We start from the raw sequence: 19928 nt of genomic DNA, 5'->3' as shown, positions 1-19928 counted from the left end.
AATAATATTTAGAAGATAAGGATCCAACTGTAAAAAGAGGATCCTTATTTTTCGTGGTATAATTATTTTTATTGCTTACCTTAGATAAGAAGGGAGTTTTTCTTTGGGTAAACGAGATTCAAATACAGCATTTTTTGGACAACCAAAGGGTTTGTCTACTTTATTCTTTACTGAAATGTGGGAGCGTTTCAGTTATTACGGTATGCGTGCTATTTTACTTTTCTACATGTATTATGCAGTTACCAAGGGTGGTCTGGGGATGGACCAGACTACTGCTGCGTCAATCATGTCGATTTATGGCTCGCTGGTTTATTTATCTACCCTAGTGGGTGGTTGGCTTTCTGATCGAGTATGGGGTTCAAGAAAGACCGTTTTCTATGGCGGTGTTTTGATCATGTTAGGTCATATCGTCTTAGCTTTGCCAGCAGGCGTAGCGGCGTTATATAGCTCAATCGCGTTAATCGTTGTGGGTACGGGACTACTCAAGCCTAATGTTTCCTCAATGGTTGGAGGCCTTTATTCAGTTGAAGACCGTCGTCGAGATGCCGGCTTTAGTATTTTTGTTTTTGGTATTAATATCGGTTCGTTTTTGGCACCGCTACTCGTGCCATGGGCTGCTCAAGGTTTCGGCTTTAATTTGTTCGGCAATGAAATGAACTTCCACGCTGGCTTTTCATTAGCTGCAGTGGGGATGTTCCTAGGCTTGGTTCAGTATGTGTTAGGCGGTAAGAAATATCTTTCAACTGATAGTTTGACGCCGAATGATCCAATTGATAAAGGCGATTTGCTTAATGTAATTAAGTGGGTAGTAATTATTATCGTGGCAATTGGCATAGTATTAGCTGCAATGGCTGGTGTAGGTCAATTGAATGTTAATAACATTATTACCTTGCTAACGATTCTAGCAATTGCACTGCCAATCTACTATTTCGTTATGATGCTGCGCAGCCCTAAGGTTACTAAGATGGAACGCTCACGGGTTAAGGCTTATATTCCGTTGTTCTTCGCGGCAGCTATTTTCTGGGGTATTGAAGAATCGGGTTCTGTTGTTTTGGCTTTATTTGCGGAACAAAGAACGGTGCTGCATATTGGTGGTTGGCACTTTGCGGCAGCTAATTTCCAATCACTTAATCCATTGTTTATTATGATCTTAACGCCGGTTTTTGTCTGGTTATGGGAACATTGGAAAAAGCAGCCAACAGCACCAGGCAAGTTTGCGGCAGGACTGATCTTTGCCGGCTTGTCTTACATGTGGATGGCTTTACCAGGGATGCTCTTTGGCACTAGCGGTCGCGTTAGTCCATTTTGGTTTGTTGGATCTTGGTTTATTGTAGAAATTGCCGAGATGCTGATTTCACCAATTGGTTTGTCAATTACGACTAAATTAGCACCGAATGCATTCCGTTCACAGATGATGAGTATGTGGTTCATGGCTGACGCAACGGGTCAGGCAATCAACGCACAAATCGTTAAGTTTTATTCAAGTGGTACAGAAGTATACAATACTTCTTGGCAATCGGTTTAGTCAGTGCTGTCTTTGGCATTATTATGTTCGCGTTAGTTAAGAAAATTAATACGCTGATGGAAGGCGTTCATTAGAAATTCAATCAGAGTCTACGAAAGTAGGGCTTTTTTTACCGCTTGGAACTAAAAAGTTACCGCTTAAGCCAAAAGACTAGTAATTTAAATGAATATATCTTTTAATAAAATTATCAGATTTGAGGTGAGAAGCATGAAAGTCAAACTTGAAATAGATCCAGATGCACCGGAAGCGGAGATCGTAATTAGAGCCAAGGATATTTCCCCGGAAATAAAACAGCTTTATCAAAAATTGCAGGCACAAGATCAGCACGCGGATCAAATTGAAGGAATACGTGATGATATGTCTTACTATCTGCGCTTGAGTGATATTCTCTTTTTTGAAACCAAGTCATGGCACATACTAAGAGGCACGCTTATCTGGTAAAATATAAATTATACGAGCTTGAAAATATCTTGGGCGCAGGGTTCATGCGTATCTCCAAATCAGCAATTATTAATTTAGATCAGATTTATGGCCTAACGCGGTCGATCTCTAATTGTAAGATTCAATTTCATGATTCTTATAAGACAGTCTATGCTTCACGTCGTTATTATAAAGATTTACGTAATCGCTTGAATGAAAGAAGGTTTTAATGATGAAAAAGAGTTTTAGCAGAATTTTATTAGGAGTAGGTTTTATTGCGGCGGCTGTTTTACTGGTAGTGAACCAATTAAATTTGCTTAGTTTCCGTTTAGGCTTCATGACTATTATTCTAGGTATAATTTTCTTAGCGCTGGTGATTAAGGGATTAATTGATCGTAGCATTTACTTAACTGTATTTTCGTTAGCCTTTTTAGTAATTACTTTTTCTAAGGATCTGCATATTGAAAAAATGCTATCACCAATGAAGATTTTGTTTATTGCCCTATTAATTGCAATTGGTTTGAGTCTGCTTTTTACTCATAGCTTTCGGCCCAAAATAAGCGTTAATAAAGAGATTGGTGACACTACGGTTGAGGAAAATGGCAATAATATCGTAATTGATCATCGTATGGGCGATACGTCGCGTTATGTGCACTCGCAACATCTAGAATCGATTCAAATTAATGCTTCGATGGGTGACATCAATGTGTATCTAGATGATGCCAAGGCCGCTGGCAATCGCGTCGACGTGAATCTGAATGCCTCAATGGGGGATGTAACGCTCTTTGTGCCACTATCTTGGCGAGTTGAGAATCACCTGCGGACAACTTTAGGCGATGTCACAATCAAAGGCGAGAGCAATGGCGGCGGTCCTACTTTAGTTTTGCAGGGCAAGGCTAATATGGGCGATGTTGAAATTAATTATGTTTAGAAATAAACGCGCGAGAGTAATTCCCGCGCGCTTTTTTAGAATTTACGTAAGTAAATGGCGTACATAACCAAGATAATACCTAAGATTAAGAAGATAATTGCTAAAGAACGTTGCCATTTTGCTTCATTGGCGTTAGTCTCTTTATCTTGCTGATTGTTATTATTTTTCATGCTTAAATATCTAAAATATGAGATTGCCGCTACAGCGAGGCAGATGATTCCGATGAATATCATAATAATCCTTTCAAAAGTCTATATCTTTTTAGCTTAATTTTACGCAAAAAAATAATGCTATTCAAATTCGAATAGCATTATCTTAGTTTTTAATAAACAATTACAGCTTCATTCGTAAGGACGTTGTTCCAGACGCTTCTAATTTCGGCAGGACGAATGTTAACGCAACCGTGTGAGCCGCCAGTTAGGTAAGCAGTCTTGCTCCAGTCGTTACGCCAGCTAGCATCGTGTAAACCACAGCCACTTAAAGTGAATGGCATCCAATACTGTACCTTTGAAGCATACTTAGAACCATCATCATTGAAGCCGCGTAATACGCTTGGTGATTGCTTGTACATGATGTACCAGACACCCTTAGGAGTTTGGTTGCCCTTGCCGCCTTCTAAAGTACCAGTAACGACATCGTTGAGGTGAACGGCAACTTTGCCTTTGCGCACAACCCATAATTCTTGGTGTTTAATTGAGACAACAACATAGTTGTTACCAATACCGTTGTTGCTCTTACCATAGCCATGAGCATAAGTACTGTAACCATCGCCGTAGACATACTTACTGCCGTCAACGGTTGTTTCACCGTTAATAAAGGCTTTTTCTATTGCTGCTCGAGCCTTCTTGACGTAAACGCCCCAGCCGTAGCTTTCATTTTTGACAGTAATTGTCTTACCCTTAACCTTGTTGCCGACAGGGACAGTGAATTTGTAGCTCTTCTTTAGAGTTTTGACCTCATCATCGATTTGCTTCAGCTTGGTATTAAGTGCCTTAACGTCGGTGAACTTGTACTTGCCATCCTTATAAGTAACCTCGCCAATTAGGTCAGCAGCCTTTAGGGTGTAGCTCTTACCGTCGATATTGTAAGTAACTGCAACTTTTTGCATCTTCGTTAGATTCTTCTTAGCTTCAGTCAATTGACTAGACTTGTAGGTATATTTTTGACTATTAGGCAAATCTGTATGTTGCTTGTCAAAATAACTCTGAACCGTCTGTTGGTCAATGGTTTGCGTGTTGGCATCCCGTTCTGAAACAATCTTTTTATTTCTTAAGAAGATGACGTTATCAGCTTTTTCATTAATCTTGTCAGTTGCTTTTTTCACCGTTAGCTTGCCGACCTTCACCCCATAGATTGATACATTCGGGTTGAAGTGCGTAGTCGCAAAGCTACGTTGACGTTTTTCATTAGCGATTTTTTGATTATAAAAGAATGCACCGCCAATAATTGCAATTATGATAATTACACCGATAATTACTAAGTAGAGATTATTGCGGCTATTATGTTTTCTAAGGTCTTTTCTAGATTGCATTTGTTAATTACCCATCTCTTCATTTTTCGAATAAGCGTTTGCTTTGACACAGTATAGCAACTATTTTTATTATAGTAAAGTTACGTAATTATTCTACATTATTATTGCTATGTATAACAATATTTATTTTATATTTTAGAGGCAAATATTATGACTAATGATCCGTTAGTTTTTCAATTAAGTGCTGCTAAGGGCAAGCCCCAATCTTATCATAAGGATAAAAAGAAAAAAGTTTGTCCTTTTTGTGACGTGGCAAGTTTAACCGACATTTATGTCAAACAAGGCGAGATGATCTGGCTACATAATAAGTTTCCTACGTTGCGTGATACTCTGCAGACGGTTCTAATTGAGTCGCATGATCATCACGGCGACATTAGTACTTGCACACAAGAGCACAACCGTGAATTGATGCGCTTCAGTTTAGATTGTTTTGAAAAAATGAACCATAATGATCAATATGAATCTGTTGTTTGGTATAAGAATTATGGCCCACATTCAGGTGGTTCATTAATTCATCCTCACATGCAGATTGTGGGATTAGAACATGAAGATGGGTATAAGTATATTCACCCTAATAATTTTGAAGGTGAAACACTGTTTGAAAAAGATGGGGTAGAGGTCAATGTGGGCGAGCATCCCGTCCAGGGTTATACCGAATTGAATATGAACTTGCTGGATCGCCAGAGTATCGACTTATGGGCAGATTGGATTCAGAGTGGTGCTAAGTACATGCTTAATATTATGTACAATGGCAGATGTGACTCGTATAATCTATTCTTCTATCCACGGAATGATGGCGGCATCTGTGCTAAATATGTGACTAGATTTGAGGCACCGCCTTATTTTGTAGGGTATAAGCTGTCTCAGGTAAATGATGAGATTACCTTAGATAAGGAAGCACATCGCTTTAGAGAGTTCTTTGATCAGGGATCGAAGATATAAATAAAAAGGCATTCTCAAATGAGAGTGCCCTTTGTTAAAATTCCGTATGAATAATGTCATCTTCAGGTCGATGAGCTTGAATGCGTAGCACGTTCCACTCGAAGACGTCATCTGGTTTGACTAGGTTAATAGTCAACTGCTTGTCCTTCATTGTGAAATCGAGTTCAGTTCTATGCTCAATCCATTCAACTCGATTAGGTTCTTGAGTTAAACCGGTAATCACCAGCTTTTCAGGGATGTCTTTTAAGAAAACATACTTTTGATAATTAGCGTGACGGTTTTCTAAAACAAAACCAGCACTGCTAGTTAATTGACTAGGCTGCCCTTCGTTGAATGCGTGGCTAAACATGTGCATCCAGGAGTTGATCACGTCTAGCGTCTTTTGAGTAGCTTCAGTGAATTTGCCATTTTGTACAGGAATATTAATGACAGTATTTTGTCCTTTTTGTCGGTTATCAACCATTGTGTCGATGACAGTTTCACTAGTTAAATCGAGACCGCTGGTTGGTTTAGCTAAAAAAATAGTGTACTTTTCGCAAGCGGCTTTAAAATCATCGACTTGCTGGTTAGTCATTACGGCTCGAGCACCGATGTCTCTAGCAGTCTTTACTAAAAAGTCGGCATCTGCTGGGCCAGTTAAGTTATAATTTAAGACAATTGCAAAATCAGGATTCATCTTTTCCTGCTATATAAAATGTGGAAAAGCATAGAAGAACATAAAAGAACGGTATTTTCCATGCCTCAAAGGTTTACATTTTTCCCTTTCCATTCTATATTCACCACCGTCAAACACCGGTATTCCGATATTCCAACTAGGGAGTAATCGCATTGACCAGCTATGATGGCATCGTTATCGGCCATAGCCTGACCGTGGATTTTTTTATAATGTTTTGTTTAATTCGGGATGACTGATCAACAGCGTAAGGTTTTTCATGGCATTTACGTCACGATCAACCGTTTTGCCGTAATTAGGGCAAGCTGGATTGTAGCAGATATACTCATTGTGCTTTGTTCCATGCTTCTGATTGCCTTTTAAAGTGATCTTGTCAGCGCCTTTTTTGACCGTGCCACAGACCGCACATCTTTGCGTTGATGGATAGTGCTGATCAGCTAAAATTAGTTCTTTGCCGTACCAAGCGCATTTATAAGCCAGCAGTTGCCTAAATAGTCCGAACATTGATCTTTGCATGCCCTTCGAAGCTACATGACTCATAAGCATTGCCTTAACGTCTAAGCTTTCAATTACAATCTGGTCATATTCATCAGCCATTTTCGTAGTAAACTTATGCATCAAGTCACGCTGAATATTAGTGGCACGCTGGTAGCAGGCTTGAAGCTTGGCTTTCGTCTTCAAGTATTTGTTGCTTTGCGTTCCTTTAATTCTGCCGTTGACTGTCCGCTTTTTAGCTAAACGCTTTTGGTAAAACTTAATTTTAAGATAAAGATGCTTTAGCGAATCAGGCAAAATCAAGCACTGACCATCCTGATAATTGAAGTGGCCGACATTGACATCAATTCCTGCTTCTTTGCCCGTTTTTGCCTTTGATACAGGTGTTTCTAGCTTATACGGCACGCAGGCATAATATTTATCATTAATTCTAACGATGGATACTACGCCAATTTTGCCTGGCAGCGGCTTTTCTGAAAGCTTGATGCCAGTCCAGTCATCCTTATAAGGCGTTTCTCTAGGCATTTCAAGCCAAAGTCGCCCGTCTTTGATTTTGGCTCGATCGGTTTTAAAGCCTTGCCGTGGATTTCTCTTGGAACGGAACTTTGGCTTGCCCCAATCAGGCTGAGCCTGATTAAAGAAGCTTTCCCATGCTTTGCCTAAATCTTGAACCGCCAATTGTAAAGTACGGGCAGAGTAGGCATATTGCCAGTCGTTTTTTTGCTCGATCATTCTGTCGCGCACTAAGCGCCAGTTAGGACTAGGATTCAGGTGCTGATCCCGATGAATTGCTTTCCATTTTTTAGTCTTTTTATCCTGCTTGGGAATAAAAACCGTGGCAACCACTTTATCCAAGATAGTATGAGCCATATATAGGTCTTGCCATAGAGCCAGTGCTTGATTCCAACAATATCTGCGATAGTCGCACCAATCGTCTAAGACCTGCTTCATGGTCTGATTAGGGTATAGCTGGTAGATTCGTGTCTTCACAATCATTTTTGGCTCAGCTCCTTATCCTCGCTAATCTTATGCTTATATTTACGCAAACCATAAAGTCGGCACGAGAATACATGCAAAATGCTTAGAACATCCTGCACTAATTCCTCATTAGGCGAGGTTTCTTGGTTGTTCAGCACTACTATTTCAGTGCCATTTTGATTGCACAGCTTCTCAAACCAGTCATAACCCAAGCGAATAAAACGGTCTTGATAGGTAATGTAGATTGTCTTAATCTTGCCTTGCATTACCTCATCAAGAAGTCTATTCCATTTCTTGCGCTTGTAGTTAAGCCCACTGCCAATATCGGTAATCATTTCATCAAGAATAATGCCTTTTGCATTCGCATATTGGCGGATAAAGTCTTCTTGATCCTTAAGATCACCCTTCTGATTAGCAGTAGAAACTCTTGCATATCCGACTATCTTGCGCTTGTCTTCTTCTGAGCTAGACTGGCCATTAACGTATCTTAAATAATCCTGCTCGGTATAATAGCGCTTGTTTGTAGGCGTGCGGTGCGCTGGAAATATTCCCTTGCGATCCCATTCCTGCAAAGTACGTACTGTAATTCCTAAACGGTCAGCCATCTCTCTAGGTTTAAGCATAGCCATAATCTTCACCTCCACATATTGCCTTTGAGAAAGATTATAGCATATGCTTCTATCTTATTCTACTTATTTCTGCTTTTCATTATATAATAGTTAATCATTCCTTTCTCCTTCTGTTAATCATCAATAGTTTACCTAAAGGACTGATAAAATGAAAGTTATTATTGCTCCAGCTAAGATTATGAAGATTGATCGTGATTCTTTTCCGGTTCAATCCAAGCCTGCATTTTTAGCTAAAACAAGGATACTAGAAAAATTCTTGAAATCTAGGAGTGAAGACCAGCTGAATACTCTGTGGCATACTAGTAAAAAAGTGACTGAGCAGAGCATCTTGCAATTGCGACAGATGGATTTAGATCATCGTTTAACTCCTGCAATTCTAGCCTTTTCGGGGATTCAGTATCAATATATGGCACCAGACCTGTTTACTCAGCCTGCGCTGGATTATATTCAACAAAATTTACGCATTCTATCTGGTTTTTACGGGATGCTGCGACCTTTTGATGGCGTTTGTCCTTATCGCTTGGAGCTAAATACCAAGATGATCGGTTTTCGCGACTATAGTTTGTATCACTTCTGGGGTAGTGCTATTGCGGATCAGCTTTTTGAAGCAGATAATTTAGTCATCAATTTAGCTTCTAAGCAGTATATGCGTTTAATTAAACCTTACTTAACTGACCAGCGACAGATGATCACGATCGACTTTCAGGAGCTGAAAAATGGACGCTGGAAGACCGTGGGTGTCCATGCCAAGATGGCACGGGGTGAAATGGTTCGTTTCATTGCCGAAAGGCAAATAAAAAAGCCCGCGGAATTGCAAGCTTTTCATGATTTTGAATTTAAATTTACGCCTGAAGTCAGTAGCCAAGATCACTACGTTTTTCGAACTAACTTTGATTTTACCCGCCGCTAAAATAATGGCTTTAAAAATTGGGCGGTTAAATCAGCCCCCATTGCTTGGTATTTACCAGTAAAACGGTGATCGCCACCATCGAGCAGGTGAAGTTCACTATTTTCATAAACTTCGTCATACTTTTTAGCATATTTAGGATCAACCGTTTGATCATTCGTACCTGCAATTACGGAAACCGGACCAGTGAAACGCTGTGAAATTTCGTAAATTGGCAAAACCTGTGCTGTTCTAAGATAGAAGCCACCTAATTTTTTATTACGGAAAGGAACAGCGGCTGGAATATGGTCAGGATTGTAAGTTGCGCCTTGTGTGTTGCCCTTGATGGCATCGTCTTTTAATTGAGCGGCAGGAGCTAGGAGTACAACTTTTTTAATTAAATCAGGATAAAGCCCAGCTAGCATTGACGCTACTACGCCGCCTTGAGAATGACCTACCAAGAAGATATCGCGCACATGAGGATCGGTGCGGACGTATTGCAGGATTGCCTTTGCGTCCTCAATCTCGTTGCAGACGGTCATATTTTCGAACTTGCCGTTGCTTTCACCGTGGCCATTGAAGTCGAAGCGGACGCTAGCTACATTTTCATCGCGCAGATTAGCTGCGATTTCTTTTAATAAATTAGTATTTCTATTTGCGGTAAAGCCATGCATAATGATGGCCATATCATAGATCTCGCCAAATGGTTCTTCGCGGTCTCCGACTAAGGTAAGGCCGTCTCTTTGAATTGTAATGCGGGACATATTTTCCCCCCCTGTATATTTACTACTATTTATTGTAAACTTTTAGCGTGATAAAAAAGTAAAAAAATAGATTAAGAAAATGGAAAGATTGGTAATCAGATGGAAATTGTATTTATCCGTCATGGACAGACAGACGTGAATAAAGATAACCGCATCCAAGGAGCGCAAGTTGATGCAGAACTGAATGATTATGGGCGTGAATATGCCCAAAAAGCTGCCAAAAATTTTGATGAGAGTCAATTTGACGTAGTCTATTCTAGTCCAATGAAGCGTGCTGTAGAGACCGCGGAGATTTTTACTAAGGGTCAAAAACAAATCAAGCTCGATGATCGCTTATTAGAATTTGATTTTGGCGATTGGGATGGGAAAAAGATGGCAGATTTAGCTAAGAAATATCCTGATGTCATGGATCCATGGGGCAAGGTCAACCGTAATTATGTTAAATATGCCCCTAATGGTGAGACTTATGAGGAATTTGACCAACGCTGTGGTGAATTCTTAGACGAGATGTACCACAAGTATTCAGATAAAAAGGTACTCGTTGTAGCTCATGGTCGCTTAATTAGAATGATGACGGCTCATTATTTGACGAATGGCGATATGGATAAGATCGACACGATGAATAATAGCGCGCTAACTAAGTTCAGTGTACGCGCTGGCATTCCGCGGTTAATCTACTATAATCGTTTATTGGCGTAAAAGTAGGGCAAAAAAGCCCTTTTTTTGTGTGCATGTATTGACAATGTGTCACAAATGATTATGATAAAGATACTAAGTGACGAATTGTCATAATGGAAAGAGAGGATAATAATGGTTAAATCAACTTTTAAAAACTTACCAGAAGCTAAGCGCAAGGGAATTGAAAAAGTATTGCTTGATGAATTCAGTACCTATCCTTTGGCAGATGCGAAAGTATCTCATATTGTCAAGAAAGCTGACATTGCTCGCGGCGCGTTTTATAAATATTTCGATGATCTAACGGATGCATATGTTTATATGTACCATATTGCGATTGAACAGATTCACGTGAATATGAGTCCAGACAAAAAGTTTGATCCGAAGGTCTTTTATGAACAAGTAGTTCGCTTTATTGATAAGACGCAGGGCGGCAAGTATGAGCCGATGATGAAACTGCACATGTCGCAAAATGAATATCTAATACCCGATAATTTCAAGATATATTCTAGGCAATTGCTGCACATGGGACCGCAATTATGGAGCGCGATGGTACTGAGTCATGAAGTAATTAATCTCTGTTTATCTGACCCAGAAAATCAAGAACAAAATTTGGCTCGTTATAAGAAGAGTCTAGAAATTTTAGCAAAGGGAGTGGATTAATTGTTTTTAGCAATTAAAGAAATCAAACACGAAAAGCTGCGTTATGGCTTGATTGTTTTGATGATTTTTTTAATTAGCTACTTAATCTTCATGCTGTCATCACTGGCAATTGGATTATCTAGTCAAAATACGCAGGCAATCGAGAGTTGGAATACACAAAGAGTGGTATTGAATAAGAATTCCAATATCAATATGAATCAGTCGGTCTTAACTAAAGAAGATCTGAAAAATTTTAAGATGACTAAAAAAGACGCCGTTGTTGGTGAATTAGGCATAGTAGCCAAGGCCAAAGGCCATCAATCGGTTTCGGCCCAGTTTTTAGGCATTAAAAAAGATCAATTTATTTATAAAGATCAAGATTTAGTTGCCGGTAAAAAGGCAAAGAAGACCAACGAGGTAACCGTTGATTCTAGTTTTAAAGATCAAGGCTATCATCTAGGCGATAAGATTAGCCTCAATGGTTCAAGCAAGAAGTACAAGATCGTTGGCTTTGTCAATAACGCCAAGATCAATATTGCACCAATTGTTTATGGTCGATTTGCTACGTGGAAGAAGTTGCGCATGGCCGCTCCAAATGTAGCTGCTTCTGCGGTTATTTCTCAGAATAGTAAACTGGATTTTAATTATAAAGACGCCAAGACTTATTCAGTAGAAAAGTTCATCAGTGAGTTACCCGGCTATACCGCACAAAACATGACCTTTGATTTAATGATTGGTTTCTTGTTTGTAATTTCATTAATTGTTATCGCGGTCTTCTTGTACATCTTAACTATGCAAAAGATGCATAATTTTGCCGTAATGCGGGCTCAAGGAATTCCAAGTAAAACTTTGATCAGTGCTACGATTAGTCAATCGATTATTTTGGTAGTGATTGGCGTGATCATTGGTTTGATTTTAATGTGGCTTACAGCATTACTTTTACCAGATGCCGTACCAGTGAAATTCACGCCGTTAATTGCGCTTGGTGGTACAGTTGGGATGCTGTTAATGGGCATCATCGGTAGTTTGATTCCAATTAGATCGATCTTGAAAGTTGATCCAGCAAAGGCGATTGGTGAATAAAATGGCAGTAATTGAATTAAAAGATGTAAAAAAAGTTTATGGCAAAGGCGAAGCACAAGTCGTGGCCTTGAAAGACATCAACTTTAAGGCAGACAAGGGTGAAGTCGTATTAATTATGGGACCATCTGGTGCTGGTAAGAGTACGTTTTTAACGATTGCAGGTTCTTTGCAGAAGCCAACATCGGGACAAGTTCTGATTAATGATGCTGATATTAGCGATTTTTCAGCGAAGAAAAGCAATGAATTACGTTTAGGCAAAATTGGTTTTGTTCTGCAAGCTTATAATTTAGTACCATTTTTAACAGTTAACGAGCAGTTCACTTTGGTGGATAAAGTAAAGAAGCAGAATAATTTGTCTAAGGCAGAATTGCAGGATCTGCTTAAACAGCTCGGAATTACCAAATTGCTCAGAAAATATCCTGGGGAATTATCAGGTGGTCAGCAGCAGCGGGCCGCAATCGCGCGGGCACTGTATGCCAACCCTGAGATTCTGCTAGCTGATGAGCCAACTGCTTCGCTTGATACCCAAAACGTTGAAGAAGTAGGGCAATTATTTAAGGATTTAGCTAAAAAGCGTGACAAAGCCGTTATGCTAGTAACGCACGATCCCCGACTAGAAAAATATGCCGACCATATCTATGAGATGATGGACGGCACAATGACCAAGAAAAAGTGAATTAACTAAAACATGATCTGGCATTCCAGACCATTTTTAATTATAAGTTAGGATCCATTTTAAAGCGCAGTGGTGAATCACCAGTCTGCTCAGTAATTAGCTTAGCAGTTAGTTTTTGATAAGCATCCGTAGCGGTTTTAGCTAGTTTGCTGTTGGCTTCATTGACTAAGTCAACCTGCTTTGCCAGGTCTGTTTCTTGCTTTAATTTTTCATCATATTGGTGTCTTAGCTGCAATAATTTAGCATTAGTGGCACTTTGCGTATTGCTTAAAGCAAAGCCATATTTGCTCCTATCGCGGTCGACTAGGACGCCAGCTAGTTTGAAGACCCAGTAAGCGGAGTTTTGCGTGTAAGTTTCCTTGCCATTTTTCCAAGTGTAAGGCACCTTGGTTCCTTGCGGATAGAACGGCACATAAACGCTTTGTGCGGTTACGCCCATTGCCAGCCAGTGAATCATGTTTTCTCCATTTAATTCAAGCAAATGTGATTCCTGCGTCGTGGCTACTGAGATGGGCCTGAAGGTAGCACTGTTTTTGTTTTTAGCATTAGTTAAGTCAAAAACTGTATTGTTATAGTGGTCGCTTAATACGCGCTGTGCATCTTGACTAGAAATTGGTGAATCTGGTTTTCTCGTAAATGGCAAGTTAAAACTTTCAGGAGCTTGCTCAACTGATGGGGTAAGCAATTGTTGTCCGCTCCATACTCGCGGCGTGTTGTAGTGCAAGTCGCTGTCGTCATGCGTACCGAAAATGTCGCGCCAGATAAAGGGCCTGTCTTGGGGCCACAAGTGATTTTGGTAAACGAATTCCTGTAAACCATCTGAATACATAAAGTCTTCGCTATTAAAGTCAATTTCTTGAATAGCCAATTGGTTAGCGACTATCGCGTAAGAATCATCTGGAATTCTTTCGGCTACCCAATGATGACCTGAGCCGATTTCAATATACCAAGCTTCATCGCGATCAGCAAAGAGAATGCCATCGGCTTCGGCTGCACCATGGTCTGCGACAATTTGCCCTAGACGTTTTACGCCTTGACGTGCGGTTTTAACATAAGGCAATACAACAGTCACCATTGCTTCTTCTAGAATGCCCTTTTCCGTGTTAAACGGATCAACAGCCATCACGCGATCATTAGCATAGGCACTCTCAGTGGCACTCATGGCAACGTGATATTCATTGATGCCATCTTCTTCGAAGACGCCGTATTTATCAGTCCATTCTGGGGTAGAAGAATAGGCAAAAATAGTTTCCGGCAAATCCAATTCGAATTTGTTATCTTTAGATTTAAAATGATTATTTTTCTTTTCTTGATGCAAATTAAAAGCTAGGTGCTTTGGCCAAGCCGTTTTGGCATCTTCATTGCGTCCGATGATTACACTGCCCGATAGGGATGCCTTTTTGCCGATTAAAATTGAAGTACAAGATGAACGTCCAACTGTAGTATTCATAAAATTCACGCTTTCTGAAACAATTTGTAATATAATTATAATAGTTTAATTTAGGTTTTTATATTATTATTTTAATCCTGACGAAAAATGAGGTAATAAAATGAGCGACAATAATCCAGAGAATAAGTCAATTGAATTGACAACCGATTACGCTGATCACTCCATTAATATGAAGTTTTCAGATAATTTAAAAGATGATCGTGAACGCGGTTACATCCTTTCGGCAGCCTTCTTTGCCTTTTGCGCAGAGCAAGGATTGGATAAACAAGCAGTTATTGAAATGGTATCTTCACATTATGATCAATTTACCGGAAACAATGATGCATCGCTATTCAAGCGACTTTAAGAAATTCAAAAAAACTGTGTTTAGGACTTGCATTTGTTATTTATTGGATATATGATAGTCACGAAGATAAAAATAACAGCAGTATTGAAAAGCACATACTGAATAAAATGATTGAGGTGCATTAAAATGGCAAGAAGAAAAGAAATTAGTAAAGACAAGATTTTAGATACGGCTTATAAGATGGCTGTTAAGGATGGGCTAGAAGGCTTGACTGCTCGTAGCATTGCGAAGGCAGGTCACTTCTCTACTCAACCTTTGTACTTGGAATTTGACAATATGGGCGACCTTCGTGCGCAAGTATTGAAGAGAATTTCCAAGGAATTGAGAACCAGCACTTTGCAACAAAAGTACACTGGCGAACCTTTGATTGACTTAGACTTATCATACATTGATTTTGCTAAGACTCATGTGAACTTATTCCGTGCAATGTTCGTTAACGGCAAGTTCGGTAGCAAGGTAATTGCTGACACCTTGATGGATCTTGGTGTTGAGAAGTTTAAGGAACAATATTCAGATACTGGTTATGATGCAGACAAGATTCACGATATTGTGATTGCCAACTGGATTTTAACCACTGGTATGGCTGCTTTGGTAGTTAATGAGATTGCCAGCTTCAGCCAAAACCAAATCGTTAATGTTTTGAATGCACAAATCCATGATGCTATGCTTAATGATCGTCTTAGTGAAACTGAAGAGAACCCAATGTTCGCTGCAGACGACGAAGCATCACTTAAAGATAACTTGGCATAATATTTCATCAATCATTTGTGCTTTTCAAACCAAAAAAGACATTTTCACCGCGTGTGAGATGTCTTTTTCCTTTGTTATTTTAAAAATGAAAACGGTTAATTTTTAAAATAGTAAGTTATAATGAAGATAAGAGATTTTTGAAAGGTGGTTTTTATGAAGGTATTAGCTTTATGTGGCTCAAATGCCGACAACTCATTTAATGAAAAACTGCTCAAGGTCATTATGAACCATTTTGATCACAAATATGACTTTGACTTTGCTACGGTTAAGGGATTGCCGATGTATAAAGAAGGCGTGGATGCTCCAGCTGAGATTCTTGCATTAAGCAAAAAAGTTCACGATGCTGATGTAGTTTTGATCGGTTCGCCAGAACAACAGCACTCCGTTACTAGTGCACTAAAAAGTGTCTTAGAATGGCTGTCTAGTTCGGCTCATCCATTCCACGATAAGCTAGTAGTCATTGTTTCAACTTCACCAATGCCTCAAGGTGCTGCTCGTTCACAGACTCGTTTGAAGAGTATTCTGGCAGCTCCAGGCTTTAGTGCTCACGTCTTTAATGGTGATGAATTCATGATGGGAATCGCACCTCAGCAATTCGACGAAGAAGGCAATTTAGCAGATCCAGGAACGTTGAAATTCTTAGATCATTTCTTTGACGAAGTTGATGACTGGTACGCACAACTTACTAAGTAGGGGGCTTATTAAATGAAATTATTAGCAATCGTTGGTACAAATGCTCCATTTTCATACAACCGTTTTTTAGCTAAGTTTATTGCTAAGCGTTATGGCGACAAGGCTGATATTGAAGTAAAAGAAATTGATGAACTCAAGCCATTCTGCAGAACTGATCAACCTGACGAGAAAACTAAGCAATGGATTGAAGATATCAAAAATGCCGATGGCATCATTGTTACTACGCCTGAATATGATCACTCTATTCCTGCCGCATTGAAGAGTGCACTGGAATGGTTAGGTTCTCATGCTGGTCCTAATGTAATGAAGATGAAACCAGCAGCTGTTGTTGGTACATCCTATGGGATCCAAGGCTCAAGCCGTGCTCAAGAAGATGCTCGTGAGATCTTGCTTTCGCCAGATATGAGCGCTAATGTTTTGCCAGGCAACGAAGTTTTAATTGGTGGTGCTGCAGGCAATTTTGACAAAAATACTGGCGAATTAACTAATGAGGGTTACGTCAAGCAATTAGATGCAATGATGGAGAACTTTATTAACTTTGTTAAGCAAGCAAATAAATAATTTTGCTAGTTAGACAACGCAATAGTAAAATTACCGGATAGAGACTATCCGGTTTTTTCGTTATAGATAGAGGTGAAGTGAATGGCGATGTTAAATGTTTTACCATTAGAGAAAGTTCGCAATCCGCGTGATATAGGTGGCTATGTGGGCTATCAAGGACGCAAGGTGAAGATGCACCGATTGTTGAGAACAGGTAAGATTAGTAATATTACCGCGCATGACGAGCAATTTTTGCGTAATTATGGCTTGACTAAAATTATTGATCTTCGTTCACCCCATGAATGTCGCCGTATGCCTGATAGTGAAATTTCAGGCGTGGAACACATCGATGTGCCAATTTCATTAGACGACAATACTAAGGGTGGCAAAAAAGATCTGGGACAAGTTTTTGCCATTTATCGTAAGGATCAGTACGCTGGCTTTCAGATGATGTGTGATCGTTATCGCGATCATGTAATGAAAGAACATGCCCAACGCAGTTTGCACCGAATTCTAGAAATTTTAGCTAATACTAAGGATGGCGCAGTTCTGTATCACTGCTCAGAAGGAAAGGACCGGACAGGCATCGTTACGGTCGTCATTCTGTATCTGCTAGGCGTTGATCTGGAAACCATTAGACAAGATTACCTGTACTCGAATTACATGCTTAATGATTATCGTGCTAAGCGCGATGTCATTATGAAGAAAAATGGTGAAAATCTTTGCTTTCGCGCTAACATGCGCATCCTAGGTTCAGTTAGCGATGCCTTTTTAGATACTGCACTAATCGCAATTGAGCAGAATTTTGGCGGGCTTGATAATTATCTTGAGGAAAAGATAGGCGTTACGCCAGAGTTGCGTGATGCGTTACGTGATTTATATTTGGAAGACTAGGCAATAAAATGATTAAAGATTTAGCATTAGAGCAAGTAGTCGGTCAACACCATGCGTTAGGGACTTCAATTACATTACAAATTTTTGGTACTCAAGAACGTACTTTATTAAAAAAATCATTTGATTTAATTGATCATTATGAAGATTTATTTACCGTTAACCGTGATAAATCTGAAGTCATGGATATCAACCATGCAGCTGGAGATCATGCAGTACAAGTCTCCAGTGCCGTTTACGGGTTAGTCAAGTTGGCTGTTGAGCAAAGCCGTGAGAATTTTGGCTTTAATGCCTTAATTGGACCGGTAGTCAAGCTTTGGCATATTGGCTTTAAGGGTGCCCACGTTCCAAAAGATAGCGAAATTAAAGATAAAATGCTGCTGACGGATCCGTTTAAGGTAGTATTAAATGATCAAAATCAAAGCGTCTTCTTGCAGATGAAGGGCATGGAATTGGATCTTGGTGGCATTGCTAAAGGCTGGATTGCTGATCGAATCCGCGATCTTTGGGAAGCATATGGCGTAGAGGCTGGCATTATTAATCTAGGCGGCAATATCCTGCTGGTGGGTGATTCACCTAAGAGAGCCAGCGGGCAGTGGTCGATTGGCGTGCAAGATCCAAAGGAGCCGCGTGGTGATAATATTACCTCGGTAATGGTGCCGAAGTGTTCTGCGGTTACTAGCGGTACTTATGAACGCTATTTGATTGTGAATGGCAAAAAATACCACCACTTGATCGATCCTAGAACAGGGTATCCTGTTAAGACCGATTTGGCAGGGGTAACGACTTTTACAAAGGATTCTGTCGAGGCGGAGATTGAATGCAAGCGATTATTCTTTGCGGGCCATCCGATGAAAGATTGGCATAAGAATCCTGATCACATTGGTGCCATCTTTGTTTATAACGATGAACACGTTGAATATGATAATTTTGGGCAATAAAAAATGAGGACGATATTATTCGTTTCCTCATTTTTTGTTTATCCGACTGTTTTACCGATATTAAAGATATTGTTGAAGACGCCGTTGGAAAGACCAGGCGTATTGTAGATGATGAACCGCAAAAAGCTAGAATCGATTGTCTGCTGCATGAACCAAGGATTCTGCAATGCGTTGAACATCGACAAGACTACATATACGACGAAGTAGCTGGCGACTAGGGATGCTAACGCTCCCAGTACGCTATCTAATAAGCTGCCTAAATTTGTGGCATTAGGATTCTTAGCGGGTATCCAATTTTTAAAAATCTTCATGATCATCTTGCCTACAAAGAAGATAATGAAGAAAGCCGCAAACCGTGCCAGCATTAATTCAACGTTGGTAGTTGAGTTGCTTTTGATCAACTGACCGGTGAATTGCATATAAAGCCAGTTGCCAAATGGATTTTGCATAATAATCGCCACCATGAAGACGATCGCCGAACAAATTAAACCGATAATATAGCGGGTAAAGCCAGTCTTATAACCCGAATATGCTTGATAGGCTAAGTAAGCCAAAACAATTAAAGTAACAACCATATTTTCTTCTCCTTGCCGTCTTATTATACCCTAATTTCAAGGCGGTAAAACTTTGACGATTGCGATAAAATACTCCATAATTAAAAAGATGATATATCTTTACTAATTAGGATATTTGGCGTTAAATTTAGAAGTGTGAAACAAGGTTTCACGGGTGAAAAATGAATCCGGAAAAATTTATTTTAGAACTATCAAAACATAATTTTCAATTAACAGATAAACAAAAAGAACAATTTAAACTTTACTTTAATTTTTTAATCGAGTTTAACCAGCACGTTAACTTGACGCGTATTACCGCTGAAGACGAGGTCTATCTCAAGCATTTTTACGATAGCATTACGCCATTATTTGTTTTTGGCACTATTTTTAAAGATGGCGCTAGTCTATGCGATGTTGGCGCTGGTGCAGGCTTTCCTTCTATTCCGCTGAAGATTTTGAAGCCAACTTTGAGGGTTACGATTGTCGATTCACTGGCCAAGCGATTGACTTTTTTAAAGGAATTGATTGCTAAACTGGGTCTAGACAATGTCGAATTAGTGCATGGCCGCGCTGAAGATGTTGGGCAAAATAAATTGTATCGTGAAAAATTCGATATCGTGACTGCTCGTGCAGTGGCTCGGATGAGCGTACTTAGCGAATACTGCTTGCCCTTAGTTAAGCAGGGCGGTTATTTCGTTGCATTGAAGGGACCTAAGGCACAAGCTGAGCTGGATGATGGCTCAAAAGCAATTACTACCTTGGGCGGTAAACTAATTAAAGCAGAAGAATTAACTTTGCCAGAGAGTGAAGAAGAAAGAACCTTGGTTTTAATGCAAAAAATCAAGCCAACGCCTAAAAAGTATCCCCGTCAAGCAGGGACGCCACGGCGTAAACCAATACATTAGTAGGAGGA

22 protein-coding genes and 2 pseudogenes are annotated in these 19928 nt (G+C 39.8%); 16 read left to right on the top strand and 8 right to left on the bottom strand.

Annotated elements, in window-relative coordinates; all coding sequences use genetic code 11:
* Positions 1–103: 103 nt before the first annotated feature.
* From ICI50_RS09575 to ICI50_RS09565, 3 genes and pseudogenes are all read left to right on the top strand, one after another.
* A pseudogene (locus ICI50_RS09575) lies at positions 104–1599 on the top strand (peptide MFS transporter).
* 133 nt (positions 1600–1732) lie between these two features.
* Positions 1733–2175, top strand: a pseudogene (locus ICI50_RS09570) (LytTR family DNA-binding domain-containing protein).
* 2 nt (positions 2176–2177) lie between these two features.
* Positions 2178–2876, top strand: coding sequence for a LiaF domain-containing protein (locus ICI50_RS09565; protein WP_025084239.1), 699 nt, complete (start codon positions 2178–2180; stop codon positions 2874–2876).
* Between the two features lie 35 nt (positions 2877–2911).
* Here ICI50_RS09565 and ICI50_RS09560 read toward each other — a convergent pair whose 3' ends face one another.
* Together ICI50_RS09560 and ICI50_RS09555 are read right to left on the bottom strand one after the other, a co-directional pair.
* Positions 2912–3109 carry a hypothetical protein gene (locus ICI50_RS09560; RefSeq protein WP_054640318.1) on the bottom strand — a complete coding sequence of 66 codons (198 nt, stop codon included), beginning with the start codon at positions 3107–3109 and terminating at the stop codon, positions 2912–2914.
* A gap of 89 nt (positions 3110–3198) precedes the next feature.
* Positions 3199–4407, bottom strand: coding sequence for a L,D-transpeptidase family protein (locus tag ICI50_RS09555; RefSeq protein ID WP_056940971.1), 1209 nt, complete (start codon positions 4405–4407; stop codon positions 3199–3201).
* A gap of 150 nt (positions 4408–4557) precedes the next feature.
* Between ICI50_RS09555 and ICI50_RS09550 the strand changes: the two genes are divergently transcribed.
* A complete protein-coding gene (locus ICI50_RS09550; RefSeq protein WP_013854843.1) occupies positions 4558–5349 on the top strand; it encodes a DUF4931 domain-containing protein in 792 nt (263 codons plus the stop codon).
* Positions 5350–5383: 34 nt separating this feature from the next.
* On the opposite strand, the gene ICI50_RS09545 is transcribed toward ICI50_RS09550, so the two are convergent.
* The 3 genes from ICI50_RS09545 to ICI50_RS09535 form a co-directional block, all read right to left on the bottom strand.
* Positions 5384–6025, bottom strand: a complete 642-nt coding sequence (locus ICI50_RS09545) for a hypothetical protein (protein WP_013854842.1) — start codon at positions 6023–6025, stop codon at positions 5384–5386.
* Positions 6026–6229: 204 nt separating this feature from the next.
* Positions 6230–7513 carry an RNA-guided endonuclease InsQ/TnpB family protein gene (locus ICI50_RS09540; protein ID WP_095342155.1) on the bottom strand — a complete coding sequence of 428 codons (1284 nt, stop codon included), beginning with the start codon at positions 7511–7513 and terminating at the stop codon, positions 6230–6232.
* The gene (locus tag ICI50_RS09535; protein WP_095342156.1) at positions 7510–8124 is read right to left on the bottom strand and encodes an IS607 family transposase; all 615 of its coding nucleotides are present in this window, start codon (positions 8122–8124) and stop codon (positions 7510–7512) included. Before ICI50_RS09535 ends, ICI50_RS09540 begins: the two co-directional genes overlap by 4 nt.
* A gap of 148 nt (positions 8125–8272) precedes the next feature.
* Between ICI50_RS09535 and yaaA the strand changes: the two genes are divergently transcribed.
* Complete coding sequence (yaaA, locus tag ICI50_RS09530; protein WP_056940973.1) at positions 8273–9034, top strand: peroxide stress protein YaaA; 762 nt, start codon at positions 8273–8275, stop codon at positions 9032–9034.
* Here yaaA and ICI50_RS09525 read toward each other — a convergent pair.
* Positions 9031–9774: an alpha/beta hydrolase gene (locus tag ICI50_RS09525; RefSeq protein WP_056940974.1), complete on the bottom strand. Its 744-nt coding sequence runs from the start codon at positions 9772–9774 to the stop codon at positions 9031–9033. The genes yaaA and ICI50_RS09525 overlap by 4 nt on opposite strands.
* 99 nt (positions 9775–9873) lie before the next feature.
* On the opposite strand from ICI50_RS09525, the gene ICI50_RS09520 reads away from it, so the two are divergent.
* The 4 genes from ICI50_RS09520 to ICI50_RS09505 all read left to right on the top strand — a co-directional run bounded on the left by ICI50_RS09520 (position 9874) and on the right by ICI50_RS09505 (position 12850).
* Entirely contained in the window at positions 9874–10473 is a 600-nt protein-coding gene (locus ICI50_RS09520) for a histidine phosphatase family protein (protein ID WP_054640316.1), read from the top strand.
* A 111-nt stretch (positions 10474–10584) separates the two neighbouring features.
* A complete protein-coding gene (locus ICI50_RS09515; RefSeq protein ID WP_188891613.1) occupies positions 10585–11112 on the top strand; it encodes a TetR/AcrR family transcriptional regulator in 528 nt (175 codons plus the stop codon).
* Entirely contained in the window at positions 11113–12174 is a 1062-nt protein-coding gene (locus ICI50_RS09510; RefSeq protein WP_056940975.1) for an ABC transporter permease, read from the top strand. It abuts the gene before it with no gap.
* A 1-nt stretch (position 12175) separates the two neighbouring features.
* Entirely contained in the window at positions 12176–12850 is a 675-nt protein-coding gene (locus ICI50_RS09505) for an ABC transporter ATP-binding protein (protein WP_054640328.1), read from the top strand.
* A gap of 40 nt (positions 12851–12890) precedes the next feature.
* Here the strand turns inward: ICI50_RS09505 and ICI50_RS09500 are convergent, their stop codons facing one another.
* A complete protein-coding gene (locus tag ICI50_RS09500; RefSeq protein WP_188891611.1) occupies positions 12891–14300 on the bottom strand; it encodes a C69 family dipeptidase in 1410 nt (469 codons plus the stop codon).
* 100 nt (positions 14301–14400) lie between these two features.
* On the opposite strand from ICI50_RS09500, the gene ICI50_RS09495 reads away from it, so the two are divergent.
* The 6 genes from ICI50_RS09495 (at position 14401) to ICI50_RS09470 (ending at position 18461) form a co-directional block, all read left to right on the top strand.
* Positions 14401–14646: a hypothetical protein gene (locus ICI50_RS09495; RefSeq protein ID WP_054640314.1), complete on the top strand. Its 246-nt coding sequence runs from the start codon at positions 14401–14403 to the stop codon at positions 14644–14646.
* 126 nt (positions 14647–14772) lie between these two features.
* Entirely contained in the window at positions 14773–15396 is a 624-nt protein-coding gene (locus ICI50_RS09490) for a TetR/AcrR family transcriptional regulator (protein WP_013854835.1), read from the top strand.
* Between the two features lie 153 nt (positions 15397–15549).
* On the top strand, positions 15550–16089 hold the full coding sequence (locus ICI50_RS09485; RefSeq protein ID WP_013854834.1) for an NADPH-dependent FMN reductase: 540 nt from the start codon (positions 15550–15552) through the stop codon (positions 16087–16089).
* A 12-nt stretch (positions 16090–16101) separates the two neighbouring features.
* The gene (locus tag ICI50_RS09480; protein ID WP_013854833.1) at positions 16102–16650 is read left to right on the top strand and encodes an NADPH-dependent FMN reductase; all 549 of its coding nucleotides are present in this window, start codon (positions 16102–16104) and stop codon (positions 16648–16650) included.
* 87 nt (positions 16651–16737) lie between these two features.
* Positions 16738–17523 (top strand): tyrosine-protein phosphatase, encoded by a 786-nt coding sequence (locus ICI50_RS09475; RefSeq protein ID WP_095342163.1) that lies wholly within the window; start codon positions 16738–16740, stop codon positions 17521–17523.
* Positions 17524–17531: 8 nt separating this feature from the next.
* Positions 17532–18461, top strand: a complete 930-nt coding sequence (locus tag ICI50_RS09470) for an FAD:protein FMN transferase (RefSeq protein WP_013854831.1) — start codon at positions 17532–17534, stop codon at positions 18459–18461.
* A 38-nt stretch (positions 18462–18499) separates the two neighbouring features.
* Here ICI50_RS09470 and ICI50_RS09465 read toward each other — a convergent pair whose 3' ends face one another.
* The gene (locus ICI50_RS09465) at positions 18500–19036 is read right to left on the bottom strand and encodes a CvpA family protein (RefSeq protein WP_013854830.1); all 537 of its coding nucleotides are present in this window, start codon (positions 19034–19036) and stop codon (positions 18500–18502) included.
* Between the two features lie 161 nt (positions 19037–19197).
* On the opposite strand from ICI50_RS09465, the gene rsmG reads away from it, so the two are divergent.
* Positions 19198–19920, top strand: a complete 723-nt coding sequence (gene rsmG / locus ICI50_RS09460) for a 16S rRNA (guanine(527)-N(7))-methyltransferase RsmG (RefSeq protein ID WP_013854829.1) — start codon at positions 19198–19200, stop codon at positions 19918–19920.
* Positions 19921–19928: the final 8 nt, after the last annotated feature.

It is taken from the genome of Lactobacillus kefiranofaciens (assembly GCF_014656585.1).
Classification (GTDB): domain Bacteria; phylum Bacillota; class Bacilli; order Lactobacillales; family Lactobacillaceae; genus Lactobacillus; species Lactobacillus kefiranofaciens.
Note: the sequence above shows the minus strand (reverse complement) of the source record. Positions and strands in the feature narration are given on the sequence as shown.

What these genes read in the sequence shown, in the direction of transcription:
- ICI50_RS09565 (WP_025084239.1), top strand. Translation starts at nt 2,178, where the DNA reads ATGAAAAAGAGTTTTAGCAGAATTTTATTAGGAGTAGGTTTTATTGCG.
- ICI50_RS09560 (WP_054640318.1), bottom strand. Translation starts at nt 3,109, where the DNA reads ATGATATTCATCGGAATCATCTGCCTCGCTGTAGCGGCAATCTCATAT.
- ICI50_RS09555 (WP_056940971.1), bottom strand. Translation starts at nt 4,407, where the DNA reads ATGCAATCTAGAAAAGACCTTAGAAAACATAATAGCCGCAATAATCTC.
- ICI50_RS09550 (WP_013854843.1), top strand. Translation starts at nt 4,558, where the DNA reads ATGACTAATGATCCGTTAGTTTTTCAATTAAGTGCTGCTAAGGGCAAG.
- ICI50_RS09545 (WP_013854842.1), bottom strand. Translation starts at nt 6,025, where the DNA reads ATGAATCCTGATTTTGCAATTGTCTTAAATTATAACTTAACTGGCCCA.
- ICI50_RS09540 (WP_095342155.1), bottom strand. Translation starts at nt 7,513, where the DNA reads ATGATTGTGAAGACACGAATCTACCAGCTATACCCTAATCAGACCATG.
- ICI50_RS09535 (WP_095342156.1), bottom strand. Translation starts at nt 8,124, where the DNA reads ATGGCTATGCTTAAACCTAGAGAGATGGCTGACCGTTTAGGAATTACA.
- yaaA (WP_056940973.1), top strand. Translation starts at nt 8,273, where the DNA reads ATGAAAGTTATTATTGCTCCAGCTAAGATTATGAAGATTGATCGTGAT.
- ICI50_RS09525 (WP_056940974.1), bottom strand. Translation starts at nt 9,774, where the DNA reads ATGTCCCGCATTACAATTCAAAGAGACGGCCTTACCTTAGTCGGAGAC.
- ICI50_RS09520 (WP_054640316.1), top strand. Translation starts at nt 9,874, where the DNA reads ATGGAAATTGTATTTATCCGTCATGGACAGACAGACGTGAATAAAGAT.
- ICI50_RS09515 (WP_188891613.1), top strand. Translation starts at nt 10,585, where the DNA reads ATGGTTAAATCAACTTTTAAAAACTTACCAGAAGCTAAGCGCAAGGGA.
- ICI50_RS09505 (WP_054640328.1), top strand. Translation starts at nt 12,176, where the DNA reads ATGGCAGTAATTGAATTAAAAGATGTAAAAAAAGTTTATGGCAAAGGC.
- ICI50_RS09500 (WP_188891611.1), bottom strand. Translation starts at nt 14,300, where the DNA reads ATGAATACTACAGTTGGACGTTCATCTTGTACTTCAATTTTAATCGGC.
- ICI50_RS09495 (WP_054640314.1), top strand. Translation starts at nt 14,401, where the DNA reads ATGAGCGACAATAATCCAGAGAATAAGTCAATTGAATTGACAACCGAT.
- ICI50_RS09490 (WP_013854835.1), top strand. Translation starts at nt 14,773, where the DNA reads ATGGCAAGAAGAAAAGAAATTAGTAAAGACAAGATTTTAGATACGGCT.
- ICI50_RS09485 (WP_013854834.1), top strand. Translation starts at nt 15,550, where the DNA reads ATGAAGGTATTAGCTTTATGTGGCTCAAATGCCGACAACTCATTTAAT.
- ICI50_RS09480 (WP_013854833.1), top strand. Translation starts at nt 16,102, where the DNA reads ATGAAATTATTAGCAATCGTTGGTACAAATGCTCCATTTTCATACAAC.
- ICI50_RS09475 (WP_095342163.1), top strand. Translation starts at nt 16,738, where the DNA reads ATGTTAAATGTTTTACCATTAGAGAAAGTTCGCAATCCGCGTGATATA.
- ICI50_RS09470 (WP_013854831.1), top strand. Translation starts at nt 17,532, where the DNA reads ATGATTAAAGATTTAGCATTAGAGCAAGTAGTCGGTCAACACCATGCG.
- ICI50_RS09465 (WP_013854830.1), bottom strand. Translation starts at nt 19,036, where the DNA reads ATGGTTGTTACTTTAATTGTTTTGGCTTACTTAGCCTATCAAGCATAT.
- rsmG (WP_013854829.1), top strand. Translation starts at nt 19,198, where the DNA reads ATGAATCCGGAAAAATTTATTTTAGAACTATCAAAACATAATTTTCAA.